Source organism: Syntrophales bacterium (assembly GCA_023228425.1).
Lineage (GTDB): Bacteria > Desulfobacterota > Syntrophia > Syntrophales > UBA2210 > MLS-D.
This window is the reverse complement of sequence record JALOBE010000011.1, coordinates 58,697-85,176: the sequence shown is the minus strand read 5'-3', so window position 1 is coordinate 85,176 and position 26,480 is coordinate 58,697. Positions and strand designations below refer to the sequence as shown.

The 26,480-nt window shown below is 57.6% G+C and carries 15 protein-coding genes; 4 read left to right on the top strand and 11 right to left on the bottom strand.

Annotation, left to right across the window (positions count from 1 at the left end):
* Positions 1-168: 168 nt before the first annotated feature.
* The 4 genes from M0Q23_05960 to M0Q23_05945 all read left to right on the top strand — a co-directional run bounded on the left by M0Q23_05960 (position 169) and on the right by M0Q23_05945 (position 7,576).
* A complete protein-coding gene (locus M0Q23_05960; GenBank protein MCK9528180.1) occupies positions 169-492 on the top strand; it encodes a LapA family protein in 324 nt (107 codons plus the stop codon).
* Between the two features lie 78 nt (positions 493-570).
* Positions 571-4,176, top strand: a complete 3,606-nt coding sequence (locus M0Q23_05955) for a translocation/assembly module TamB (GenBank protein MCK9528179.1) — start codon at positions 571-573, stop codon at positions 4,174-4,176.
* A 5-nt stretch (positions 4,177-4,181) separates the two neighbouring features.
* Positions 4,182-7,007 carry a BamA/TamA family outer membrane protein gene (locus M0Q23_05950; protein ID MCK9528178.1) on the top strand — a complete coding sequence of 942 codons (2,826 nt, stop codon included), beginning with the start codon at positions 4,182-4,184 and terminating at the stop codon, positions 7,005-7,007.
* 290 nt (positions 7,008-7,297) lie between these two features.
* Positions 7,298-7,576, top strand: coding sequence for a hypothetical protein (locus tag M0Q23_05945; protein MCK9528177.1), 279 nt, complete (start codon positions 7,298-7,300; stop codon positions 7,574-7,576).
* Between the two features lie 311 nt (positions 7,577-7,887).
* Here the strand turns inward: M0Q23_05945 and M0Q23_05940 are convergent, their stop codons facing one another.
* The 11 genes from M0Q23_05940 to M0Q23_05890 form a co-directional block, all read right to left on the bottom strand.
* On the bottom strand, positions 7,888-9,816 hold the full coding sequence (locus tag M0Q23_05940; protein MCK9528176.1) for an FAD-dependent oxidoreductase: 1,929 nt from the start codon (positions 9,814-9,816) through the stop codon (positions 7,888-7,890).
* 17 nt (positions 9,817-9,833) lie between these two features.
* Positions 9,834-10,952 (bottom strand): patatin-like phospholipase family protein, encoded by a 1,119-nt coding sequence (locus M0Q23_05935; protein MCK9528175.1) that lies wholly within the window; start codon positions 10,950-10,952, stop codon positions 9,834-9,836.
* Positions 10,953-10,995: 43 nt separating this feature from the next.
* Positions 10,996-12,375, bottom strand: coding sequence for an aldehyde dehydrogenase (locus M0Q23_05930; protein MCK9528174.1), 1,380 nt, complete (start codon positions 12,373-12,375; stop codon positions 10,996-10,998).
* 125 nt (positions 12,376-12,500) lie between these two features.
* Positions 12,501-12,749, bottom strand: a complete 249-nt coding sequence (locus tag M0Q23_05925) for a hypothetical protein (GenBank protein MCK9528173.1) — start codon at positions 12,747-12,749, stop codon at positions 12,501-12,503.
* The gene (locus tag M0Q23_05920; protein MCK9528172.1) at positions 12,746-14,548 is read right to left on the bottom strand and encodes a hypothetical protein; all 1,803 of its coding nucleotides are present in this window, start codon (positions 14,546-14,548) and stop codon (positions 12,746-12,748) included. Before M0Q23_05920 ends, M0Q23_05925 begins: the two co-directional genes overlap by 4 nt.
* Before the next feature lie 402 nt (positions 14,549-14,950).
* Positions 14,951-18,277, bottom strand: coding sequence for a Swt1 family HEPN domain-containing protein (locus tag M0Q23_05915; protein MCK9528171.1), 3,327 nt, complete (start codon positions 18,275-18,277; stop codon positions 14,951-14,953).
* Between the two features lie 46 nt (positions 18,278-18,323).
* Positions 18,324-18,677, bottom strand: a complete 354-nt coding sequence (locus M0Q23_05910) for a DUF4276 family protein (protein ID MCK9528170.1) — start codon at positions 18,675-18,677, stop codon at positions 18,324-18,326.
* Positions 18,674-19,849, bottom strand: a complete 1,176-nt coding sequence (locus M0Q23_05905; protein MCK9528169.1) for an AAA family ATPase — start codon at positions 19,847-19,849, stop codon at positions 18,674-18,676. Before M0Q23_05905 ends, M0Q23_05910 begins: the two co-directional genes overlap by 4 nt.
* Before the next feature lie 9 nt (positions 19,850-19,858).
* Positions 19,859-22,690: a DUF1156 domain-containing protein gene (locus M0Q23_05900; GenBank protein ID MCK9528168.1), complete on the bottom strand. Its 2,832-nt coding sequence runs from the start codon at positions 22,688-22,690 to the stop codon at positions 19,859-19,861.
* Positions 22,687-23,859, bottom strand: a complete 1,173-nt coding sequence (locus tag M0Q23_05895; protein ID MCK9528167.1) for a putative DNA binding domain-containing protein — start codon at positions 23,857-23,859, stop codon at positions 22,687-22,689. Before M0Q23_05895 ends, M0Q23_05900 begins: the two co-directional genes overlap by 4 nt.
* On the bottom strand, positions 23,847-26,471 hold the full coding sequence (locus M0Q23_05890; GenBank protein MCK9528166.1) for an AAA family ATPase: 2,625 nt from the start codon (positions 26,469-26,471) through the stop codon (positions 23,847-23,849). Before M0Q23_05890 ends, M0Q23_05895 begins: the two co-directional genes overlap by 13 nt.
* Between the last annotated feature and the right edge of the window lie 9 nt (positions 26,472-26,480).

Genomic DNA, 26,480 nt, shown 5'->3' with positions numbered 1-26,480 from the left:
ATGGCTTCGTAAAAAGCTCCGCAGGCAAGGCGCGCAAATCCTGAGGAATGAGGCGTACTTAGTGGTACGCCGCAGTGACGAAGGATGAAGCGCAACGCAGCATCCGGACTTTTTACGAAGCCATCAAGACTGTGCGTTGCGCACAACCGGAGGAAGGAAGAGAACCCCATGTGGAAGATCGTTAAAGTGATCGTTTTTTTGATCCTCATTATCGTTGTTACCACCTTCGCGGTCCAGAACCAGGAAGCGGTCGATCTCACGTGGTATTTCGACCTGACCGGCATCAGGATTCCTCTCTACCTGCTCCTGTACGGATGCATCATCGGCGGCATGATCGTCGGCATGGCCGTCGGCGGCTCGCAACGGCTCTCCCTCTGGAGGACGAACCGGAACCTCGCGAAGAAACTCAGGAAACTGGAAGCGGAACAGGCCGCCGTCTCTGCCGGAACCCGGTCTCTCCAGGCGTCTCCTTCAGTCGATAAAACCGATTGACAGGCAGACAGAACGAACAACCCGGATGCGGGCCTCACGGCACATCCGGCGGGCACGTCCCGGAACCGGCATGGCACTATGAAGCAGAAGATCCGGCGCGCCGTCGCTGTCACAGCGCTGGCGGCCTTCCTCACGGTTACAGCCGTCCTTGCGGGGATATCCCTTTTTCTCGAGAGTGACCGCGGTCAACGGCTGGTTCAATCCGGAATAAACGATGCCGTTGCGGGCTCCCTCTCCTGGTCACAGGCACGCTGCTCCCTGTGGCGTGGAGAACTCGAAATCCTGAACTTCTCGCTTCACGATCCCGGCAACCGGCAGATCGCCGGTTTCGACCGTCTGCATGCCCTCTTCTCTCGTTCCGATCTTGTGCGCGGAGTCATCACCCTGAAATGGATTTCCCTCGAACGACCCTGGGCAGTGCTGACGATGGATGAAGAAGGCGGAATCGACATTGTGCGGGCGCTGGAGCCTGTCGGAGGGGGCCCTGAAACAACCGGTGGTGGTACGGAACGTGCGATCATGCCCCGGAACGTTGTTGTCAAAGAGGCCCGGCTCGTTGACGGCTCTTTCAGCCTCGCGCTGCCTTCCGGCTCGGGACGTCTCGAAGCCGGAGGTATAACCCTTCGGGCCCGGGGCAATCTTCTGGACGAGCGGGCTCTTCTTCGCCTGGCGCTTGCGACGGCCCGGTTTTACGATGGCGACAGGGTGTACAGTCTTGCCACCATGGCCCTGGAAGGCTCCTGGAATCGGGGGAATCTTGAAAACCTCTCCTGGCTCCTGGAAACGGAAGAATCTCGGGCGCTCTTGCGGGGCCGCGTCACATCGGTGCTCACCGATCCGGACATGGATCTGTCCCTGGAGACTAGCCTGTGCCTTGATGAGCTCGGGCGCGTCACATCGGTGAATCCGATCCTTTCGGGCGTTCTGGAGACGAAGGCGTTCCTCCGGGGCAGACCGGACAACCCCCATATTCTTCTCTCGGTAAACCAGCGGTCAGCCCATCCCGGGGAATCACCGGCGGACTTCATCGACGGCTCGATCAGGCTGGAAGACCGGGAGATTTTCATCGACCCGGTCGTTCTCGGGGCCGGGACACTGCGGGCACGAATCACCGGGATCGTCAGTGTGAAGGAGGTTTTCCCCGAAGGATTCACGACTTCCATCGGGACATCCTCCTGGAACGCCCTTGCCTACCGGCTGGAGCTCGAGCAGGAACCGTGCCCCCTCGCACAGATACACCCCGGGGCGGCTGATATCGAAGGGGTGCTGACGTCGACGATGACCATCCGGGGGCGAGGAATCGATCCGGGACGCCTCGCGGCACAAGCGGAGGCGACGGTCCGCCTTGACGGCCTGCGTCTTCCCCGCGGAGAGCCTTTCCCGTCCCTGAGACTTCAATCGGACCTGGCGGCCGGCGCGGGGAAAATGACGGTGGAAACCTCACTGGCCATGGCTGATGAGGAGTTTTTCAGCCTCTCCGGAGCCCTCGACCTGGTTTCCGAAGCCCTCGAAGGGACGGCCGGTCTGAACATAGCCCGTCTCGAGAAGCTTGCCCCGGCCTTCGGTGCGGCTCCACTCAAAGGTTCGGCAACCGTCGAGGCCATGCTGGGAGGAACCCTTCACGCGCCTTCGGCAAGACTTGAGATCCGAGTCGATAATCTGGAGACGGGGCTACAGTCCGTCCGGAGTTTCAGGGCGTTCGCTCTCCTGGAAGAACAGGGCCTTACCGTCACGTCCTTTCAAGCGGTCACCGCTCCGGGAGAGACAATCGAAGGATCGGGCCGGATCGGCATGGACCGGACATTTCAGGGAGCCGCCTCCACCCGCGGCATCTCTTTCTCCTCACTGGACATTTTAGAAAACCCGAAAAACGTCACCGGCACGATTCTTTTCGACATGACCGGCTCGGGGACCTTTGCGGATCCGGTTATTGACGGCACACTGTCGTTGACGAACCTCTCGTTCAACGGACAACCCCATACCGATTGCACCGCCGGTGCGGGGTTGCGGGACGGTATTGTCCGCCTTCAGGCCAGGGCCGGTTTTTCCCTCGACGCCTCCTATGTTCTTGACAGCGGCGACTTTTCGGCAACGCTGGAAAGCGATGCCCTTGACCTGGCCCCCTGGTTCCACATTGCGGGGTTCAGCGACATGGAAGGACGCCTCACGGCCCGTCTGAACGTCCTGGGAAACGCCGGCGATCCTCTCAACAGCGCGGGCCGTGCCGAACTTCGATCCGTTCTCATCGAATCCGCGGACTTCGGTTCCCTGAAGGCGGAGGATGTGGTGATCACCTGCGACCGGAAGGAAATCACCCTTCCCCGAACGACCCTGTACCTGTCCCATGGCCGGCACCTCACGCTGGAAGGCAGCCTCGATCTCGACGGCCCCCTGTCCATCGCGGCGGAGGGAGACTTCCCCCTGTCCCCGGCAGGCAGTATCGTGGAAGACCTGGATGATCTGACGGGATCGGCGGCTTTTTCCGCTCGCGTCACGGGGACCCTCGCCGATCCGGACATATCAGCCGACCTGGTTATCCGGAACGGAGGGTTCAGGGTTTACTCCGTCATCTCACCCGTCTTCCACGGCATTAACGGGACCATCCGTTTCAGGGGCTCCACCGTGACCATAGACGGCATACAGGGATTCATGGACTCGGGAACCGTCGCAGTGAACGGGACGGTTCTTCTCCGGAACCTGAAGCCCGCGGTCATGGACGTGACCCTGGAGGGCAGAGATATTCCCATCGAAATCCCCGACACGATGAACGGCCGTCTCCATGCGTTTCTCTCACTGAAAGGCAGGGACGCGCGCTTTGACCTGACCGGCGACATAACCCTGCTCGAGGCGCTGTACTATCGGGACGTGACCCTCCGCCACATATCCGACGCAGTTTTGTCCGCGGCCCGGGGTGCTCCTCCGCCGCCGGCACGGACCGATGATCTCCTTGATTCCGTGACGGTCAACCTTTCCATAGGGCATCGTACTCCCCTGCTGGTAAACAACAACATCGCCCACATGGAGCTCGTGCCGGACCTTCGCGTCTCGGGAACCCCGGCCCGTCCCGTTGTCAACGGCCGCATCTTCGTCCGGTCGGGAGCCATCTATTATCAGCGCAGGGAGTTCGCGGTGCGGAAGGGTGTCGTCGATTTCCTCAACCCTTACCGCACAGAGGCTGTCCTCGACATAGAAAGCACTGTGTCCATCAACCAGCGGCGCATAACACTGCTCGTGACGGGTCCACCGGACCTGCTCGTCTTCAACCTCAGCTCTGAACCACCGGAAGAGCAGGGGGAATTGCTGTCACTGTTGTTGACGGGAAAAACAACCCGCGAACTGACGGGCGGCTCCGGAGACATGGCACAGACCACGGCAGCCATGGTGGCTTCTATCATCAATGCCGCCATGGCTGAAGACGTTCGTCAGACTACGGGCCTGGACATCTTCGAAGTGGAGGCTATCGACACGGAAAGTGACCTGTTTTCAGACCGTTTCAGGGTTACCCTCGGGAAGGAGCTGTCCAGGCGGCTTGCCGTCAAGTATTCCTTTCAAACAGAGCAGGGTGAACTGGTTCAGCGGGTTTCCACGGAATACCGGCTGCTCGAACATATCCTCGCCGCTGCCTTTCAGGACAACACCGGTGTCTTCGGCGGCGGACTACGCTTCAGGCTGGAGTTTTATTGAAAACCATGGACCTCCACAGCGCCGTCCGCGCCCTTTCACGTCTTGCCGTCATACTCCTCATTTTCTGGACCGCCTGTTCCGCCTTCGGGCAACAGTCCGACGGGACGGAACCGGTGTGCCGTTCCCGCGATGTCCTCCCTGTCGGGAGCGTGACAATTCACGTTACCGGAGACTTCGTGAACGCCCGGGATCTCGAACTCCTGGCCCGGGATCTCATTTTTGTGCGCGAGGGCGATCTTTTTTCCCCTGAAGCGCTGGAACAGTCGATCACGGTCCTCGGGCTGAGCGGGCGTTTCCTCGATATTTCAGTGGACTCGAGAGAAACCGGCGAGGCCCTTGATCTTCTCTTCGAGCTCGCACCGGCGCCCCTGGTCAGGGATGTGAGGATGCGGGGTATCTACCCCTACTTTGAACAGGACATTCGAAACGTCATGACCCTCGGCCCCGGATCCCCCGTCACGGACGCGAAACTGCGGGAACAGGAAAGCCTCATTGCCGCCTTTTATCTGCGGGAGGGCTACATCACCCCCCGAGTCACGGCCGAAACGACGGGAGATCCCCGGGAAGGCTTTCTCTCCCTCGTAATCACCGTCGCCGGGGGGCCCCGCTATCGTCTTGATGAATATATCATCCGGGGCAACAGGTTCTTCAGTGACGGGCGGCTCCGAACCATGACGGGCGCGGGCCGGAGCCGGTTGTTGCAGGGATCGGCGGCTCGCTTCATGGAACAAGCCCTTGCCGATGACGTTCGTGCCATGCTGCAGCGCTACCGGGCGGCGGGATTCGCCGAGTGCGTGATCGACACCGATATTCAGCGATTTCCTGAACGTTCGACGATCTCTGTTACCCTGACAATCATCGAAGGACCCCGCTACGACGTCAGCATCACGGGTAACCGGGCCCTGCCGCGACGGGACCTGGAAGAAGATTTCGTCTTCCTGAAAGAAGGAAACCGCAATGACGCCGCACTCAGAAGAACCGTCCGGAACATGATGAACCGGTACCGCTCCCGCGGTTATGCCGACGTCGGTATCGACATGGAGTCGCAAACCGTGGAAACAGATGGGTCACCGGTACGCTCCGTCAGGTTTGTCATAGACGAGGGGCGGCTCCACCGCATGGGGACCCTTACCATGGACGGAGCCGACACCATGGGCGAAAAAACCGTCAGGGAATGGCTGCGGGGCGGACTTCCTGAATTCAGGCAGGGGAAGGCCTGGCTTGCCGATCAGTGTGACAACGCCCTTTTCACCGTTATCTCCGCCTACAGGGCTCTCGGCTATCCCGATGCCGAAGCGTCCTGTGATATAACCTGGCGTGAAGATCAGGAAGCGCGGATTGCCGACGTGACCCTGTCCATAACGGAAGGAGTGCGGACGACAGTCTCGCGCCTTTCCTTCACCGGACTCCAGTCGATTACCGAGGAAGAAGCCCTGGAAGCTACGGAATTACGAGAAGGCATGCCCCTGCTGCACACACTTCTTGAACGTGACAGGCATGTCCTGACGGCCCGAATTTCCGAAAGGGGTCGTCCCCACGCGCAGGTCATGGAACATCTTTCCTTCAGCGATGACGGTTCCCGGGCCGCTGTTGAGTACCGGGCCGTCGAAGGTCCGGCCGTCGCTCTTGGGAACGTCCATTATTCCGGAAACTTCAGGACAAAAGAACGCGTGTTCAATCGCGCCATTGGAATGCGCACGGGAGACCCCTTCTCACCCTCCGGGTACCTCCGGGGAGAGCGGAACATCCGAAATCTCGAAGTCCTCGAATCAGCCCGTTTCCGTGCCATAGGGCTCGCGGAAAAGACCGGCGAGGTAACCCTCCTGGTGGACGTGTCTGAAAAGAAACCCCACTACCTCGAGGCGGGCTTCGGGTATGAATCGCAGCGGGGACTTTACGCGGACGCCAAGGCCGGTGACCGCAATCTCTTCGGTACAAACAGGAACGCCTGGATCGGCAGCGAAATCAGCGAAACGGGCTTCCGCAACGAGGCAAACCTCCTGGACCCCCGTTTCTTCGGCACGTCTCTGTCGGCCTCGGCCAGTCTCTACCAGGAGCGGCTGGAGCTCTTCAATCAGTCCTTCGGCACCGACACCTACGGGTCGTCCCTTAAGCTCGCCAGGAATCTGACGCCGGCGCTGTCCGGACAACTGGGTGTGCGCTTTGAGGAAAAGAAGCTTTTTGCCCGGGGGATCGGCATACCTGCCGGATCGGAAGAACACTACGGCACACGGAGCATCTTTGTGGCGGGTCCCGCCCTCATCTACGACACGCGCGACCTTTTTATACGGCCCCGCAGCGGTTTTTACGGCATTGTTTCCGTCGATGTTTCCAAAGGGGTCAGGAACTCCTTCGACGATTTCCTGAAATACGACGTGGATGCCCGTTACTTTCGGACGCCTCTGTCACGGATCACCTTCGCCCTGTCGGCCCGCGCGGCGTTTCTCCAGCCCTTCGGATCATCGTCGGTCATACCGGCGGACCAGCTGCTGTTCCTGGGCGGGACATCCACTGTACGGGGCTTTTCAGAAAACATGCTCCGGTACGATGACGCCGGGAACCCGCTGGGGGGACGGGCATCGGTTTCCGGAAGCCTTGAGGCGAGAATCGACCTGGGCCGCAACTGGGAACTGACAACCTTTTTCGATACGGGAAGCGTATCGCGTACCTTCGAGAACATCGGCACCGACGGATTCAGGTCTTCCATCGGGGCGGGCATCCGCTACATCACCCCCATCGGCCCCGTGGGTATCCTTTACGGCGCGAAGCTCAACAGGCGCGAGGGTGAAGGATCGGGTCGCTGGCATTTCTCAATCGGTTATACTTTCTGACCCCCCTCCCCCGTACCGTCTCATCCATACCCTGAAGCCCCTTCATCAACGGGGAGTCGAGGCGGATCCTTCATCATTATTTCACAGTACGTTTAACGGATTGTAACACTTCGTTAAACGTGTCACCCCCTTCAGGGTCATCTTCCCCGTAACACCCCGTTGCAATAAATTATTATCATCTTACATTCCAATAACTTACAGGCGACAGCATCATTTCCATCCATTCCGGCACGAATATTTCTATAATACAGGATAGAACGATCAGGGAAGCATACAAGGAGGGTCGGACAATGAAACGCACGGTACAGACGATGATCATGACGGCATTCGTAATCCTGGTAACCACCTCTTTTGCCTGGGCCGGACACGTGGCGACGGCGGGAATGGGGGCTTTCCCTTACTTCCAGCTTGGCTGTCTCATAATGGGGGGCCTTACGATCACGTCTCTGAAGCACAAATATTCCCGCATGTACCTGAGAGAGGCCGTGGGCAGCTTCGCTCTCTATACAATCATGGTAGCTCTCTTCACGGCTCCCGTCGTGGAAGCCCTGAAGACTCTCGTGAGCTGAAAAGGCAAAATGAATCGAACCGCCCGGGCGGTTCGTGCTAAGCACCCTCGCCGGAGTTACCCGTTTCCCGTCCAACGTGGCGGTCCGAGAAACCCGCTGTTTCCGGACCGCCACTCCTCCCGCCGGGGCCGGGTTTCATTCCTGACGGCTTTGTAAAAAGTCGCAGGAACCATTGAGCGCGACGGAGCATCCGGTCCTGATACCGGAGGTCATGTCTCCGGTATTTTTCCGAAGTCACCCTGCGCGCGAGACGACGTGTCACTGGTTGACCACGAGCGGCTGTCACGCCCTCCGGTCGCCTGATCCCGTCATCAGATCCTCATGGCCGCGTCGAACCCCTCCTCGACGGCCTCCCTGATCATGCGGGGATCGACGCAATCGCCCACGGCGTACAGTTCCCCCGCGTGTCCGAATGAATCCGGCAGTGTGGAGTCGGCCTTGAGACCCACGGCAAGAACAACGCAGTCGCCTTCGATCATTCCGACCTCTCCCCGCCGTTTCACCCGGACGCCCCGGTCCGTGATCGCCTCCACGGTAGTCCCTGTTTCCATGCGAACTCCCATCGCTTTCAGCCGGGCCAGGAAAAAGGGCCTGTAGGTCGCTGAGACCTGGGGAGCCATGGTGTCCAGCATCTCCACCACGGTAACTCCCGTTACGTCCCCCTTGCGCGCGAGCAAGAGCTCCGCCGTTTCGCATCCCACGAGGCCGCCTCCTATGACGATCACGGTTCCGCGGGGGATTTCCTTTCCCGTCAGCACCTCCTCGGCCGGCACGACCTGAGGAGCGTCGATGCCGGGGATCGGAGGAACAACAGGCCGCGCACCCGCCGCCAGGATCAACGCCTCAGGCTGTTGCGCCGCCACGGTCCTCCGGTCCGCTTCCGTTCCGACGCGGATATCAACCCCCGCCAGGCGCGCCCGCAGGGCAAGACTTTCCGAAAGAAGACGAATGTGCTCCTTGTGGGGCGGCAGGCATCCGACGCGGAGCCATCCTCCCGTTTCCTCCTCTTTCTCGAAAAGCGTCACGCTGTGCCCCCGTTCGGCAGCCGTCCGTGCCGCCGTAAGTCCCGCCGGACCGCCACCGATCACGCACACCTTTTTCGCCCGTCCCGCGTGTTCAATCAGCGTTGAGCTCTCCCGGCCCGCCCGGGGGTTTACGGTGCAGAACACAGGTGACTTCCGGCCCCAGGCCCGGTATGCCGACAGGACCTCGCCGAGACACCGTGAACAGAGTATGCAGGGATTGATTTCCCCTGAACGGCCGCTTTTCCCCTTGTTGGGCAATTCGGGATCAGCCAGCAGAGCCCGGGCCATACCGGCGAGGTCTGCCTGGCCGGCGGCGATGATTTTCTCGGCGGTTGTGAGATTGCTGATGCGGTTCGCGGCAATGACGGGAATGGTGACGGAATTCCGGAGGGCTCCGGCCAGGTGCGCGAAGGCCCCCTCCGGAAGCGACGGCGCGACGGTGGGGATGGGCGACTCGTGCCAGCCCGTGTAAAAGGTGAGCATGTTCACGCCGGCCTCTTCCAGCATGCGGGCGATCGTGATCCCCTCATCGATTCCGTAGCCGCCCTCCATCTGCTCATGGACGTTCAGACGGACACCGACGGGGAAATCCCGCCCCACGGCTCTTCTGATGCCGCCTATGATCTCCAGGAGAATGCGCGTCCTGTTTTCTAGACTTCCGCCGTATTCATCATCCCGGGTATTTCCCAGGGGAGAGAGAAACCGGTTCAGGAGATATCCCCCGCCGGCCAAAACTTCCACCGCGTCGAATCCTCCCCGGCGGGCGCGAAGGGCCGCCGCGCCGTACCCGGACACGATGAAACGGATTTCATCGATGGTGAGGGCCCGGGGAGTAACCCGCAGGAGCCGGTTGTACACCTCTGAAGGACCCACCGCTTCGGACGTATTATCCCGCAGAATGAGATGGTAGGAGGAGATAAGCTGACAGGACGATCGCGCGCCCCCGGCGGCGATTGATTCCGTGAGTCTCCGGACGCCGGGGAGAAAGCGATCGTCGTACAGACCGGGCTCGACGGGAGATCCATCGGCAAGAGGAGCGAAGGGAACGATGATGAGGCCCGCCCCGCCCCGTGCCCGCTCGGCGTAAAAATCAATGAAACGGTCTCCCAGGGTCCCGTCATCCTCGCCGTAGGCGGTGGTCAGAGGCAACATGACAATGCGATTGGGCACTTCGAGAGTTCCAATGTGTATCGGGGTAAAGAGATGCTCAAACATTATTCTTCCTTTCTTCCTTAAAAGAATTTTTCCCTGATGTTCGTCGACGACTCCCTGCCGATGGCGTCAAAATGACGGGCAAGAAAATCCTCCGCCATGCGGCGTCCCGTTTCAAAAAGATAGAGAACGAAGTCCCTGTCCAGGTTGAGTTTGCTTGACGCTGAAAGCTTCGAGAACTCCTCTTCGGCATCGATAGTGTGAATGAAGGTTCGCTTGTACCTGGCGGTATCCAGGTTTTCCTCGGTGATCAGGCGCGAGACAAAGTCGATGGCCCTCATTTCCCTCATGAGACTGGAATTGAAGCTCAGGGTGTTCATCCGATCAAGTATTTCGGGAGCCGTCGTGGGAACCTCCGGAATGTTGATCGGATTGATCTGCACGATGAGAACATCGGCACATTGGGTTCCGTAAATGACCGGGAAAATGGGAGGGTTTCCCATGTAGCCCCCATCCCAGTAAAAGTCCCCGTCCACTTCCACGGCGTGGTAGAGAAAGGGCAGACAGGCCGACGCAAGCACCGCTTCAGGAGATATTTCGTGGGTTTCAAATACCCTGAGCCGCCCGTTGAGAACATTGGTCGCGCAGACGAAAACCTTGACCTTCTCCGCCTCCCTGAGCCTTTCAAAATCAACCGTCTCAAGAATGATATCCTTGAAGGGATTGATATTCGCCGGGTTCCACTGATAAGGGGAATACACCCGGGTGAGCATGTCAAAAAACAACCAAAGCGGCGAATGCTCCAGGTTCCCCCGGGTCGTCATCATGTCAATCCAGGTCGGCTGAAAGACACTTTTCTTCGCCATGGAAATGTTGGATTCCCAAAAGAATTTCAAAAGTTCCCGGGATTTCTCCGGGCCGCCCGTTTCCATTCCGTAGGCCGCGACGGCGGCGTTGAGGGCGCCGGCGCTGGTTCCCACAAAGGCCTCGATATCCAGACGGTCGTCTTCCAGGATCCTGTCTATGACGCCCCAGGTGAAGGCCCCGTGAGAACCTCCTCCCTGAAGGGCAAGACTCACCTTTTTCCTGCATGCCGGGTGAGATCCGTTCCGGGGCGTCGCGGCGGATCTCTCTTTTCTTCTCCCCGGCGTCCTCCGTACCGCTGATCGTTCACCACCGGCCTTTTTTTCGCCGTTCATCGTGCCGCCCATCCTTTCCAAAGAATTGATTTCACAATGTACATTATCCGACCGGCTTGAACAGCCGCCGCACCAGCCTGAGCTTCCTCTCGGCATAAGGAGGATAGCGCAGGGGAATATCAAAAAGAGTTGACCGCTTCAACACGCTTCGCCGGTGGGTGAACGTATCAAAACCCGCCTTGCCGTGATAGCTGCCCATGCCGCTGTCGCCGATCCCCCCGAAAGGAAGTGTCGTGCTTCCCACATGGGACAGCGTATCGTTGACACACCCCCCGCCGGAAGATGTTTCGGCAAGGACGCGTTTTTCAACGGTCCGGCTTTCGGTAAAAACATATAGAGCCAGTGGGCGGGGCAGCGCGTTCACGATGTCAAGGGCCTCGTCCAGGTCGCCGTAGGGAAGAAGAGGCAGAAGGGGACCGAAGATTTCTTCCTCCATGATCGGGTCCGTCAAGCTCACCCCGTCGATGATAGTCGGGGCGATGTACCGGGTTGTCTGATTGGCGCGTCCCCCATGGACGATCCTCCCTGACTTCATCAGGTCCGTCAGCCGGCTGAAGTGCCTCTGGTTTATTATGCGTCCGTAGTCAGGGCTTTCTTCGGGATCGTTCCCATAAAACGAGACAATGGCCCGGCGTAGTCCATCAATCAGTTTCTCCTTCACATCCCTGTGAACGAGCACGTAATCCGGCGCCAGGCAGGTCTGTCCCGCGTTATAATATTTTCCCCAGGCAATCCTTCGTGCCCCGCAGTCCATTTTCGCGTCCCGGCAGACGACGGCCGGGCTCTTGCCGCCGAGTTCCAGCGTCACCGGTATGAGCTGACGGGCCGCGCTTTCCATGATGATCCTGCCGACGGCCGTTCCCCCCGTAAAGAAAATGTAATCAAATTTTTCGTCGAGAAGGGCCCGGGTCTCCGGGACGCCGCCCTCCACGACCGTGATGAAGGAGGGATCAAAAGCGTCCCCCGCGAGCAGGGCTATTTCCTTCGATGTCTCCGGGGCAAGCTCCGAAGGCTTCAGAATGGCGCAGTTACCAGCCGCGATGGCACCGACCAGGGGCGCCATCGCCAGCTGAAAGGGATAATTCCAGGGACTGATGATAAGCGCCAGTCCATAGGGTTGATGATAGACGACGCTGGTGGCGAAAAAATGGAGCATCGGGGTGCCGACCCGCCGGGGCCGTGCCCATGTCGCGGTCTTTCTGAGCGCTTCGCGAATTTCCGGGTAGAGTATGCCGATTTCGGCACTGTATGATTCGAATCGGGGCTTTGCAAGGTCCTTCTCAAGGGCCTCCATGATGCGGTCTTCCCGTGCCCGTATGGCCTCCTCGAGGATTTTCAGCTGTCTGGTCCTGAAGGATATATCCAGGGTAATGCCGCTTCTGAAATACTCCCGTTGTATCTTTACACGTTTCTCGAGGTTCATGAGTTCAGCCTGCCGAATCTGTGCAGGTAGAAAATGACAGAAGGAGAGCTTCCTGTCAATCAGATGATTACCCTGTCATCGACGGATCGTGAACCGTCACAGTCCCCTCTTCAGGCAACCTTCCGTCACCGTGCCGGGGGGCGGCGGCCCACAGGCGCCGGGTCAGCGGGACCGGCAGCACCGGGAACACAATCCATCCTGGCACGATAGCCCCGGCCGGGCTGATGTGGTCCCGGAGCTCTCATGGTGAAGGGAAAGGGCAGGAAGAGGATCGGCGCCTTCCACCGGGGCGCGTGGATATAGGCGACGGTGGTGACCTGGAGAGAAACCACTGCAATGAGCGCCAGATTCCGGAACGAGAACTGAAGGGTCATCGGTCCGTGCCATCGAAGGGTTCATCGTTGAGGAAGCTATTGAGCGCCCGGAGATATTCCGCCAGCAGTGTCCTGCTGACAACGAAAATATGACCGATGTTCTTCTCCAGGGTCCGGTTCAGGCCGTTCCGGGTCACGCGAATATTTCCGTCATCGATCTGTCCCCACAATTCACTTGCCACGCAGGAACCGGGCGGAGCTATGGGATCCCGCAACCCCCGATAATCAAAGATCTGAATGCCCGCCGTCCGAAGAATCTCCATGTCCACGGGCTTGCCGTCATACGTGCGGTTGGTGGAGGGAAGACGGAAGGTCCCCTCAACGATGGGATTGGTGAGAAACAACCTGATCCACTCACGGTGGGCCCGCGCCGGAAATCTTGTTCCGTGGGTCAGCCAGTAGAGAAAGGGTGCCGCGTCTTCAACGGCGTCACCGCTGATCGCCCTCCCGTAAAACCCCATCATAACCGTATAGTGGACGCCGGGCTGAATTTCGTTCATACCGAACTCGATTATATGAGGCGGCACATTGACGCTCCCGAACAGTTCGGTCATGAGGTATTCGTCGTAATACCGACGAATGTATGACCGCATGGGACCGTGCCCGCTGGCATCGTCATCGAACAGCACGGGAGCCGCCAGCAGGGCTACCTTCCGGACATCCATCTTTTTCCCCGCCGCCAGGCGTTCTTCCGCCCGCCGTGCCAGGTAGGGAAGAATCAACGTACCACCCATACAATAGCCGAGGACAATTATCTCCGCCCGGGGATGGTTTTTCCTGATGATGTTGAAATTGTGGTCATGGACCGTCTTGCCGTAGAAATCCAACCCGCGGTCATTGTCTTCAGGGCCGGGCGTTCCGAAATCGACCATGTATATGTCATACCCTTCCCGGAGCATGGCCTGCACAACGGACTTCCCATCGGCCAGGTCAAAGAGTTCCGGCTTGTTGATCAGCGGAGTGGACATGTAGATGACCTTTCCGACGGGTTTGACATCCTCGGGGCGGGTATACCGCCGCAGGCTCACGTGGGCGAGACGGGAGCCCTCCACGACCTCGTAGTCGGAACAGCCCAGCACGCCCAGGGTGGCCCGTTCGGAATACTCCTTGAGATCGAAGGCATTGTAGCGGTGAAGCGTTTCAAGGCGCAGCCGGTTCTCAGCCAGATATTCTTCGAAGGTCATGGCATCGGATCCATCACTGTTTTTTCTCATGAAGGGCATGTCCCTTCCCTTGAGGGGCCGTTCGGTGATCACCACCAGAAGACACGTGAGCAGTTCCTTCATGGCGTTCAGCCTCGTCATGCCCGCCGAGGTATAGGCGCGCTCCATCTGGCCGAATTCCTGCAGGTACTCCTTGAGCATGGCGTGGCCTTCCGGTGTCGTGGCGACGAATCTCGCCCTGTCACGATCAAAACGGCCATCCCGCACGAAGTAATCACAGAGAAACCAGATCAGCCGGGTGTAGTTTTTGTAGATCCAGCCGTTGATATCGCGGTAGATATCGGGATCCCTGCCGGAACGGGTCGAGAGACGGGCGTGTGCTTTCAGGGGGTCGAGGACAAGGGTTTCCAGAAAGGCGTTCTGAAAACCGGCGAGAATGGAAAAGGGTCCGAAGAGCGCCGGGCACTCACTGATCGAGGCAAGCACTTTCTGATAGTCGAAGAGGGTCTTCGCCTGGTATCCACCCATCATGCTCATCCAGGGCAGAGCCGTTGTGAGTCCCATCACGTTGTCGGCCGCCGTCGTCCCCATGTAACTCAAGAGTGTATCCGGCGATATGGCGTTTTCTTGTTTCATCGGTTCCTCCTCCGGGGAAAACCATCCGGTCTTCACCCCCGTGAACATCTCCCTTGGCGAACGTGAAAATGGCTTTCTAGTCAGTGTGTTTAACAGCGCATGATAGGATAGGGGCCCCTGGCTGTCAATGAAATAGTGCCTCAAAGTTGGGAACACGTAAACTGTTCGGGTTATAGGGTACCTTTATGGAGGTGGCCTATGAGACGGACGGATCTGCTGGAGGAGACCCGTAAGATGCGATTTGAAGAATTGTACAGCGGGTGGAACGATATTAGGAAGGAAAAAGGAACGCATAAAACGTTTGCGAGGCTGAACAGCCACCACTCGGCCCGACCGGCGTACTTTCTCCGACGCTCCCATTGAATCAATCATCTGTGTTTCCTTAATCGATTCGCTTTGCCATTACTCCTCTTCGAATCCAAAAGAGTCGAAGTGCAGGGTGCGGCAGTTTTCGGTGACATCGCGGATGGTCTTCTCAGTGGCCCCGTCCGGTATTTCGGCCCGGATCTCCAGGGTCACCTCGACGTTGGCCCCGATATACTTCGACAGGTGTTGGATGACTTCGTCGGCAATTCGGCCGGCGTCACGCCCGACCCGGAGTGAATCGAGTTGCACCGATCCGTGGAAACGCCGATACGTGGGGGCGGGTGGCGGGGGTGTGCCTGTGTCCGTTCTACGCGTTGTTCCCGCCCCGGTTGCTTGACCCTGTTCCAATGCCTGTTCGGTTTCCGCGACCGTCGCCGAACCGTTTCCGGCCTTTGCTTTCGCCGCTTCAGCATCCCGGCGCTGCTGTTCGGCTGCCACGTCGGGCTTCACAACAATCGAGCCGCCCTCACTCTGAACAGCGGCAGATCCGCCGCCCACGAGGCCTAAATAGCGGCCGTCGGCGTCCCTGGACTGTGCGTAGGCAAACGTCTCAGACTGCCAGGTCAAAAGCGCGATCCCTTCCCGGATGGCGGCGATCAGCACGCCCGGGTCGCGAAGGCGCGGAAGGTACAGGTACGTCGCGAAGTCTTCGACAAGTTGCTTCACCGGCACGTCATTCCCGCGCCAGAGGGGTACCCGGTCCAGTTCAAGGCGCAACCGAACTCCGCCCATCTGGACAAGAAGCATCTCCTCGCTCTTGAGCTTTTTAGAAGCGCGAAGCGCCAGCGAATCAGACCCTTGCAAGCGAGTTTCCGTCCACTCGGGCGATCCCTTGGGGTCCGGCTGGTTCGGGACGAGCAGCCACTGGTATGCCTCGGGAATACGGACGTTCACCGTGTCGTCGGCGTTCTTGCGTTTCGTGTCGGCCTGCTTGGATTGGAACGGATCGAGATTGAGCTGCTCCCGCTCGTCCCAGATGGACTTCCAGGACATGAATTGCCGGATGGCGGCCTGAAAGTCCTTGAGTCGACTCGCATCGCTCGCCAGGAACACCAGGGTGTTCTTGTGCGACCGGGGGCTACTGCCGCGACTGTCCAGGATAGCCTGCGCCTCCTTCCGCGCGGCACTGTCTGCTTGCCCCTTGCTATGAGCATGCTCGGGACCCAGAATTACCAGCCGCGCCTCGTGCTCGTCCGGGATATCGCTACTGCTCAGACAGGCGTGCACGCGGTGGAAATCGCCACGGCTGCGCGCCTCATCCCTCAGGCGGCGTACGATTTCGTCCATGACATCGTGTTCGTGGAGCTGGTTCGCTCGATCCTCCGCAAGACGCGTGACCGTGGGCTGAGTCGAGTACCAATAACGACTGCCGTCCACATATAAATAGGTCGCCCGGTCCGTAAGTCGGCGGATGGCGTCGCCGAAGGTAGCCACGGTTTCGCCGGGTTGGACGCATCCCAACTTCACCTGGCGGTCGTCGATACCCCGGTTGGCGGCCCGTTGGGTCGGGGCCGATCCGACGTAGATGGTGCGTGCCACACGGCGGCAAGCGGAGTAGCGACCCAAATTCGGCGCGTCCCGGTCGAGCCTGAGCGGCAGGGAATGTTCCCCGTCCACATCCTTGGCAATGACTGGGGTCCACTGGTCGTCAAGGTAGCGGGTCAACTCGAACTGCACTGCGGAGTCGTCAATGGGGATGGTAGCGGGCATGATCAGCAGGTTGCCGTCCTGTCTTTCCCACAGGGAATGGATCACCGCCGCCATCAGGCGCAACACGCCGCGCGTGCGTTGAAATTTGTCGAGTGTGGACCAGTCGTTGTAGAGCCGGTCAAAAAGTTCAGGGTGGATCGGGTAGGCCAGCTTGATGCGACGTTCGTATTCGGCCTCTCGACACTCGGATGGGAATTCACTGTGTTGCGTTCCGTACATCTCCACGAATTCTCGAGCCACGGCGTCGCGCGCTACAAAGGCCTGTTTATCATGAAGTGGTTCGAAGAGCCGACGACGCACGATCTCGAACCCCTCGTCCGGGCTGGCCGGACGCCAGCTCGATTCCACGCGGCCGATGGCGTTCTTGAGTCGGGACAAGGCGCGCTGGCCCCATTCGCCGCCGATCTCATTATCGGATGCTGGAATGCTGACCACCAGCAAGGTGTTTTTGGCCGTCTTGGCCGCCTCACTCAGTGCCTGCGCGAAGGTAAACTGGGTATCGAAAGTGCCGGCGGGAAGCAAACTGCCTTCGTGAAGTTGTCGTGCGTAGGCTACCCACTCGTCAATCAGAACAAGGCAGGGTGAGAACTTGTTGAACAACTCCTTCATCTTGTCGCCTGGGTTGGTAGCCTTCTCGTCGTCGGCGCGAATCATCTCGTAACCGGTCTTACCACCCAGTTGCCAGGCGATTTCGCCCCAGATCGTACGAACGATCGTTCCGTCATCCTTCTTACTCGGGTTGCCGGGCGACACTTTGGTACCGACTACAATGGCGCGATTAACTTTTAATGCCACCTCACATCCAGCTTCCTTCAGAACCTCTTCGGTGCCGGGAAGTTCTGTCGAGGGCGTGCTGGAGAAAAGATGATAAAGAGCCAACATGCTGTGGGTTTTTCCGCCGCCGAAGTTCGTCTGCAACTCAACCACCGGGTCGCCACCCTGCCCCCCGATCCGGCGTACACCGTTGCTGAGGAGCTTCTGCAGCCCCTCGGTGATGAAGGTGCGCCGGAAAAACTCGGTGGGGTCCTGGTACTCGGATGCCGCCTCGCCCAGGTACACCTGCCACAGATCGGCTGCGAACTCCGCCTGCTGATACTTGCCGCTGGCCACGTCCCGGTGCGGGGTGACGACTTCCCGCCAGGGCTTCAGGCCGCTTAGGGGGTTGCCCTCGGTGGGGGCCACAGCGTGCTTGCGCATCTCGCCTCGACGCTGCTCGTCGAATCGCACGCGCAACAGTGCCATTTTCTGCTCTTCCAGCTCCTTTGCCTCGGGGGCCGAGATGGCGGTAAGCAGGCGGCCGATGCTGTCCAGCGCCCGATAAGCATCGTCACTGCTGAAGGGCGTTTGGTGCGCCCAGCGGTTGCGCACGTCCCGCAGTTCGCTGACCAGGGAACGTTCGGTATGGCCAAGGGTGTTGCGGAAGACCGCGTTCCACTGGTCCCACATGACCGTGAGCAGGTTGTGGGTATCCCAGTTGAGCTCACCCTTCCTGGTCGCCTTCACCGCACCGCGGTCTTCGCGGAGCGTCTGCGCCACCATCTCCTGCCATTGATCTCCGTGTACAGCTTGCAGTTCCCGCTCAACAAAGGGGCGCAATCCCTTGTTGAGTAGTTCAAGCGCGTCTCCCACTCTTCCGTGATTGCTTTTAGCCATTGCTCTCTTTATCCCTCCATTTCGGATATTCGCTCGATACCTTCCATCATAACTTGGAAACTACGAGAGCGATTACCATTACGGCTGAGCCAGGCAGCCATTTTTCGAGCTCCTGACAGGCAATCCGAACCATCACAGCGGAGCTTTTTGGACCGTTGCACAATTCAACCAATCTTTGTTTTAAGATATGACAATCACCGCCGTCATTGTCTCGAACAATCACAAAACGTGCCCCGGGTTCTTGCCAGGCGCGGAGTTTCCGGGGAATACTCTTTTCCAGATCCCGCTTTCCTTCATGCGGTATGCACAAAAAATTTATGCCGGGCATCAATCGTGGCAAAAGGACGTCCAGCAGGCTCTTCATTGATCGTTCTTCGAGAAGAAATACGACGCGATTCATTTCAGGCCGGCTCCTTCAAAAAGTCCTTGCTTCCAAAGCGCTCCGGGCAAATCGCCTTCGGCGACAAGGTTGCGCAACAGTTCGCTTTCGGACGCGCGCCGCACTTCGCTGAAACCATCCTTTTTCACCAACCAGTAAATCTCTTCCAGGTGTGCGCCATTGATGAAGTCCGGGGAATGGGTGGAAACAAACACCTGCCCGCCCCTCCGGGCGTAGTCCCGGAATTCTTCGAACAGTTCATAGAGCAGCTCCGGATATAACTGGTTTTCCGGTTCCTCGACCGCCAGCAGCGGATGCGGCTTCGGGTCATATAACAGGATTAGGTAGGCGAACATCTTGATCGTTCCGTCGGAAACATATCGCGCGATAAAGGGATCCTTGAAGTTGCCGTCCTGGAATCGCAGTACCAGACGGCCATCCTCCGTCGGTTTTGCCTCGACCTTGCTCACTCCCGGAACGCGTTCTTTCATGGCTCGAAGCACTTTTTCAAAACAATCCTGATGGTTCTCGTAAAGATACTGGGCAACCTGGGCAATGTTGTCTCCGCGGGTGGAGAGATGTTCCGCCCAGACGGCCTCCGCGCTGGGTCTGGCATCGCTGATATGGAAATCGGAAATGTGCCAGTTTTCGATAAGGCTTCGGAATTCGGACACCACCCGGAATTCCTTGAATTGGCCGAGGCCTTTTATCGCCAGGACCCCTGGATCATCCAGAACATACTCTTTACGTTCAGCCGCCACACCTTCCTGCCCATAGGCCGCCTCGTTGGTGATGGCCGAACCTTTTCCCCGGGAAAAATCCACAAAATGCCAGGGCTGGCCGAATTGTCCGCGCCTGAACTTCAGTATTTCCCGAACCACAACCGGCCGGCCCGTATCCTCGCCGATTTCCAATTGGTACGTTGCCAGCCGTCCGCCGCTTTCACGAAATTTCACCGTGATTCCAATCGGTCCTGTTTCCCCGCGACTAACCAGTTCCCGAAAGCCGCCCCTGCGTGTAACTGCCGACACCACATTTTGCGCCAAAGCGTCTTTCAGAAAACTGAATACATCGAAAAGGGTTGATTTGCCTGAGCCATTAGCGCCGACAACAATGGTAAGACGAGGAAGATCTTTCAATTCCGCAAAACGAAACAAACGATAGTTACGGATTTCAATACTTACTATTTGCATGTATCACCTCTATTGAAAGAAATCCTGCTGTTTGGCTCGTGGTGCGGCCTGAGCCAGGCGAGTCAATTCCGGCCACACCAGCACGAGGCTGTTATAGGCCAGCGCTTCGCCAGTCCTGCCCTTGGCTTCGCAAAGTTTGAAAAGCCGGTAGGAAAGCTCGCGCGCCATCTCGCCGACCGTGCCGCCGAGTTTGCGAAGGAGCGCCGACGCGCCACTTTCCCCGTGCTGGTCGAGACCACGAATGAGATGCTGCGTTGCCTCCCATACGGTCAACCGCTTGTCCGAGGATGGGTCCCAGTCCTCTGGCAACTCATCGCGCTTCACCAGCCGGACCTTGCCGCTCCGCGCCACGACGATGCCCGCTTCCACAAGGCCGTTGACTGCCGTGTTTTTGGCACGGGAAAGGGTTTCCGCCACGCCGAACTCGCCTTCCTCCATCCCATGCTGCTCAAACCAGGCCAGGGCCCAGCGGGTGTCGGCATCGAACTCCGCCTCCTGTTCGGCCAGTACCTCATCGAGGGTCTGGTTGATCAGGGATAGAGCGGTGCGCACGGTCATGGCGTTGCCACTGGACTCAATGACTTTTGCGTAGCGCGAGAACACAGCCATGCCGGGTCCGATGGCGGCCTGAGCCAGGTCCACCGGCGCGATGTTCCCCTGCTGGAGGTGTTTGAGCGCGGTGGGGAGTTCCTTTTTCATTTCGTTCAGGAATTCGCGGCGGCTGCACTGGGGGGCGTCGGCCGGGCGGGGGCGGCAGGCCAGGACAATGTAAGACGCCAGGGCGTTCGTGCCCATGGCCACCATGCGCCACTTTTGCGAAGCCCGCACCGGCCAGGTGGCGGTGATCTGAAAGCCGCTGCCAATCAGGGCATTGAGGAGCGTCTCCCAGCCAGTGGTGCGGTCAACCTCGTTGCTCGCCCCCTCTTCATCTCCGTTATCGTCCTCATCACTGCCCGCCTTTTCGTCTTCCTGCTTGAAAGCGTAATAGACGGTGAGCGGGAAGCGCGGGTCCATTTTCTCCCGCAGGGTGACAAAAGTTTTCCGAAATCCAGATTCAAAGTGTTCCCTGGCTTGTTCCTTATTGCCTTCAAAGCGTTCCGGTGCTGCGGTCAGTTCCTGGGCTTTAGGCACCAGGATGGTTTTAAAGAGCTCGGGATACAGTTCGCCGATGGTTCGCCTAAGCCAGACATAGAAAAAATCAGAGAGGGCTGCATAGCCGATATTGTCGTAGTAGGGAGGGTCGGTGCTGATCAGAAGACCGCAGGTGTCATTCCAGGCACCGGCGGCATCGACTTGAAGTCCATTCCCGCCGCTTCTTGATGACTTTCCAATTACATCGATACAGTCAGCAACATAGTTGCTACAGGTAGCCCAGGCACCAACCGAATCCCCAAGCGTGTTGGCCTCAGCAAAATTCCAAACCATGGGGATGGCCTGCCGGCCGAACAGATGCATCACTTTCTGATTGCTTGAATTCCAAGTGCAAAGCCCATTATTGAAATCCGCACAGCGGTCCAGCGCCAGCCCCAAAAAAGTGCATACAGCCTTGGCATAATCATCGGCTTCGGCATCCAAAAGTCCAGTTTTAAGGGCATCCCCCACCACATCCTGGCCCACTTCCTTTATCAGATCACTGAAGGTGCCCAAGGCCGTGAGCTGGCGGGGAGTGAAGAGGTAACCGAACTGTGTCATACCGTAGGGGACACACCATATGTTCCTTGGGTCATGGGCAACCTTTTCTTCTAGAACGCATGGTGCAGTGGCTACAGATACAGATTCCTGATCTTCTGTTGCCGGTAAATAGACACGCCCGCGTGGAATCTCGGCAACAATAGCCAATAATCGGTAGCCCATTCTCCTTTGCTGACCTTGCTCTTTGACATGCGTATCTGGCATAGACTGTCCCGTAAGTAGGCAGTTGAATTTCGCGCCTCGAGCCAACTTTGTGCCTGCTTTTGTAAAACTTCTGTCTGGTGGCTCTCCAGTCTTCACCTCAAACCGCCATGTATTATCCTCTTTATCCACCACGGGTTCCAGCCAAGCAAGGTTGCCCTTCTTGGAGAACAGCCAATATGTACTAATCAGCGGTACATGCGCCCCTTGGGCCGCTGGATTCGGGCTGGCCACTGTCCGCGCCCACAGCCAGGCGATCACGTTCGCCTCCCGCCCCCCGTATTCTTTAGGCAACCTGACCTTGGGGTAGAGATGGCCGATCTTTTCGGTGGCCCGTTCCCGGATCAGGTTTCCGTACCAGCGAACGTCCTCGGCAAGCCCTCCCGCTCCACTCCAGCCGGTCTTGCGCAGGGCATTGCCGTGCACTTCCGGATTCACCGGTGGGCGGTCCAGCCAACGGGGCACGAGTTCCAGGTTGCATTTGTTGAGCAGCACCGCCACCGGATTGAGATCGGCCGCATGAGCCGCGAAGCCCAGCCGCGCGGCCTCCAGCGGAATGGAGCCGCCTCCGGCGAAGGGGTCGAGCACCGGCGGCAGCTTTCCGTCCGCGTGTCTCAGCATTTCCTCTCGTGCTTTGGCATACACCTCGGGCCGCTCGTGCAGTTTTTTCTGCATCAACTCGCGGACGATGTCAAAGAGCCGCTCCCGCTCGGTGTTTTGTGCTTCCTCACTTGGAAACTTGTCCGGATGAGACGAGGGATCATCCACCACCGAGGCAAACAGCACCGCCCGCGCCGTGGGCAGCGGCAGCCTGGCCCACCAGTGGTGAATCCCCTTGGGATGCGGCCCAATGCCCGGCATCTTGTCGTATGCCGACGCGTCATTGATCTCCGGCAACGGAAGTGCGCCCTCGATTAATTTCTTGGGGTGTGTAGTTTTTTGGTTCATTCAACAATCTTCCTGGGAATTCTGGCTATAAACAGGTTTCGTTCAGAGTCTGATACCAATTCCAAATCAGGTACATATTTCAGCGCTCGCAGGATACCGGTCCCGGTGCCTCGGTACGGTAGTTCCTTGATAGCAAACGATGCCAGAAGCGGATTTCGTATATTTGATATGCCGTAACGGATGTTCTCGACGGTCAGATTGTTCGGCAACATGCCGGGGCTTATGAGTTCGACCCGATTGTCGAAGATCATGACGCGCCACGGAGCAGAAATGAAGTAGTCACGGTGCAGAAGCATATTGACGACGAGTTCCTCAAGCGCTTCAATAGGTATCTCGATATCCCCCTCGGTGTTGAAATCTTTCTCGCCCTGCAGGCGGCGAAGATTACGGGTCAGAAAGGACATGACACCCCTGTGCATGTCACGTATGCAACCTCCGATATCTTCGCTGTCCCGATACTTTTCTCCTGCCGGGTCGTTGCCGACAAAAGAGACTGCCTTGACAATGAATGCTGGTCGGTATCGCTGCGGATTGCGACCAAAGAGGATCAGCCCTGCAAGATTTAGATTGTTGTCGTGCGCCAGACCTAAATTGTTCAACAACTGCCCGATGGATATCCCATCCCTTTCCAGAGCCTCATCGAGTTCCTCGCCGTATTGTTTTGCGAAGAACTCGCCAAGGTGTGCCATGGCCAGGTCGCCAAACACGGTGCCTTCAATAGGTACTTCATCCGCATGAACGAGATCAGCTTCCTGAAACATGCGTTGGATTTCTTCCCTGGATGTGACCCGTCGTTTATCGGCACCTGCCTTTGCCCAATAAACACCGTTGTTATCCGCATATGGTTTTGAAATACCCTCCGGTACCGTGATCACCATGACAACCTGGCTCCCCGCAACGGCTACATTCTCATTGAACGTATTGACAGGTGGTCGGACATTGTTCGTTGTGACATTTGATACCAGTATATTGATTCGCCGGATATCTTCAGGACTAAGCCCTACTATTTCTCCATGATCACTGATGCCTACCAGTATCTTTCCTCCTTTGCTGTTGGAAAAAGCGACTATTTCTCCAGCAAGCGATTCAGGATTTGTCAAATTGAGCTTGAATTGTGTCCGGCTGTCTTCGCCGCGACTGACAAGTTCGATAAGTTCTATTGCTTCCATAACTTGTAAATCTCCTTCCGGCGGGCGAACGCCTCATGGCCGCCCTCCATAATCGAGACGATGGCCTTCTGAATCTCCGGCTGGTCAATGCTGCCAACCTCGACGGCTCCTGCGCCGGACACAAATGTGCACGCACCGACCTGTTCAGCATCGCCCAAGACGGGGAAGTTCGCGTTGTGCGTCGCGAAAATGAACTGGATGTTTTTCTTCAAAGACCGTAGCAACTTGATAACGTCCTCGAAAATCGTCTGATTGTCGAGGTCGTCTTCGGGCTGATCAATGACAATCAGGTCATTATCCCGCTGGCTTAAGATGAAGAGAATCAGGGCAGAAGCCCGTTGCCCAAGGGAGTGCTCCCGCAGTTCCTTTCCGTGATACATGATCTGGTAAATGTTCGGAACCTGCCATACCAGAAGCGATGCCTTCGCTTCGTTGAAGTACTGCCGGAACACATCGCCGGACTCGCCTAATGCGTTGCTAATCGTATCCAGGGTTTCATACATGGAAATGAAATCGGCATGGCCTTCCAGTGCGGATTCAAGCGTTGCTTCACGGAGACGGCTTCCTCGAAAATGGTTTTTGATCTCCCCCAGCATTGCCATCCGCCCACCCTTGTACAAGGGAGTAATTTGCAGTGCACTCTGGCTGTCGTTCAGTTTCTTGATCTCTCTCTCTATCTCCTTAAACTCCCTATGCCACAAGTCGTTGAGCAGCTTCAGTTCCTTGAGAAACTCATCGTGCAAAGCTTTCTTTTTCGCACGGCTTTTTGCAATCTCTGAAAGTGCCAACTTTACCTTCTGCAGATCGGTGTTCAGTTTGACGAAATCGTCGGGACGAACGCTCACACTGCCTTGCTGCTGGAGTTTCTCGCTCAGTTGCCGTTCGGTTGCCGCAAACTCCTCCTTCAATGTCTCGCGCAGGCGCTGCAATTCGCCGAATTTCTCGCGAAGCAAACGTGCGTCACTTTGGGCATGCACAAGAACCTGGCGTATTTTATCAGGCGTCTCACGGATTCGGTCGAGAATCGTGTTCATTTCCAAAAACAAGTCGGCATTTTCCTCGGATGCAAGATGCGGGATTGCTAAGAGCTCCGCTTCCTGATCCTTCAAGAAGGTGTCAAATGCCTGGACGAAGGTTTGCGCTGCTTCCGTGGCGCGGCTGGCGTGTGTTTCGTCGGTGCTGAACTGAACCTGGCGCTTGAGTTGCTCCTCTACCCCGAAGTCACGAAAGAGCTTTAATCGGAATTCGGTGTCTTTCTTCTTGGCTTCGTACTCGGCCTCCTGCGCGTCCAGATCCTTCAATTTGTCGAGATTCGTCATTACATCCAGCACCCGTTGGCGTTGAGCGCTGATCTCTTTGCGGACGATATCGAGCTTGGAACCCAGCAAACGTTCTACCAGTTCGCGTTCAGAACCCTCCCCACGTTTGACCAGTTCCTTCTGTCCGAAGAATAGCGGCTTTTTAATAGGGATGCTTACACCGGGACGCAGTTCCCCATCGTAGTAAACATCTTTGCGCTCATTCAAAATGCGGCGAATTTCGAAGAGACGACCCTGCGCATCCTGGGCTTCAACCACCACTTTGCCGCCACTCTTGAGTGCGAATCGAACGAGGCCTTCTTTGTAGTTCAGGTCAACCTCAGCGGAGGATTCGGGCATGGGTAGTTCGAGGGCATAGCGAAGACATTCAAGGATAGCTGACTTCCCGCTGCCCCGAATCCCGATAAGGCAACTCATTTCGGGCGAAAAGGGGATACGTCTTCCGTCCAGGATGCCGCCTTCAAAGCGTATCGCTTGCACCCAGGAATGAGGTTGGGATGTGATTTCCTGAGAGCAAAGCCGATCGGCACCAGGTTTCAGGGCAAACTGCACGGCCTCAAACGTAAAAGCGCCGATCTTGATGAAGGTCTTTTCGCCTCGACCGATTTCGGACATAGTCTTCGGGTCGGAGCCTTCTACCTCTGCCGGGTACCAGTCTCCCAGCCAGCCTTGAACTTTCTGTTTGAGGTCGCGGGTGCGGACTTTCTGGAATGCTGCCGTCCTTTCCTGAAAGAGTTCGTTTCTCCCCAGTTCCTGAAGTCGGCCGCCATTAAGGCCACCCGGACCGTAGAGACCGTTGTCAGCTTCAACGTGGGCGAAGATCAAAAAATAGTCCCGGTCGAACTTGTCCAGTTCCCGGATTGTCTCCAACAAGTCATGATTAGAGCGCGCATTGCTGTTGTCGTAGTTCGATTGACCGGCAAAGGTAAGATTCAGAAAACTGTCAATATAGTCCTTTTGCTCTTTGTTAATTATCCACTCATCACTGAAAATCACCAAAGTATGTATGCCGTTTGATCCATCTTTAACCGAGAGCTCGACACCCGGAAGAAGATGAATATCCTCCTTGTCGGCTGCTTTCCGGAGGGCCTTGAACTCTTCACGGTCGAACTTGTTATGATTTGTGATAACACCGACACGGATGTCGGCACTCCTGAGAGCCGCGATGTATCGCGCCACGAAATCCTGCTCTTTTCCATCGTCCTTAAACTCTTTGTCGGGCCGCGTGTGCAGATGGAAATCCGCACGGACCCAGCGGCTACCGTACTCGAAAAAATGCTCATGGTCAGTCATTGGATTATC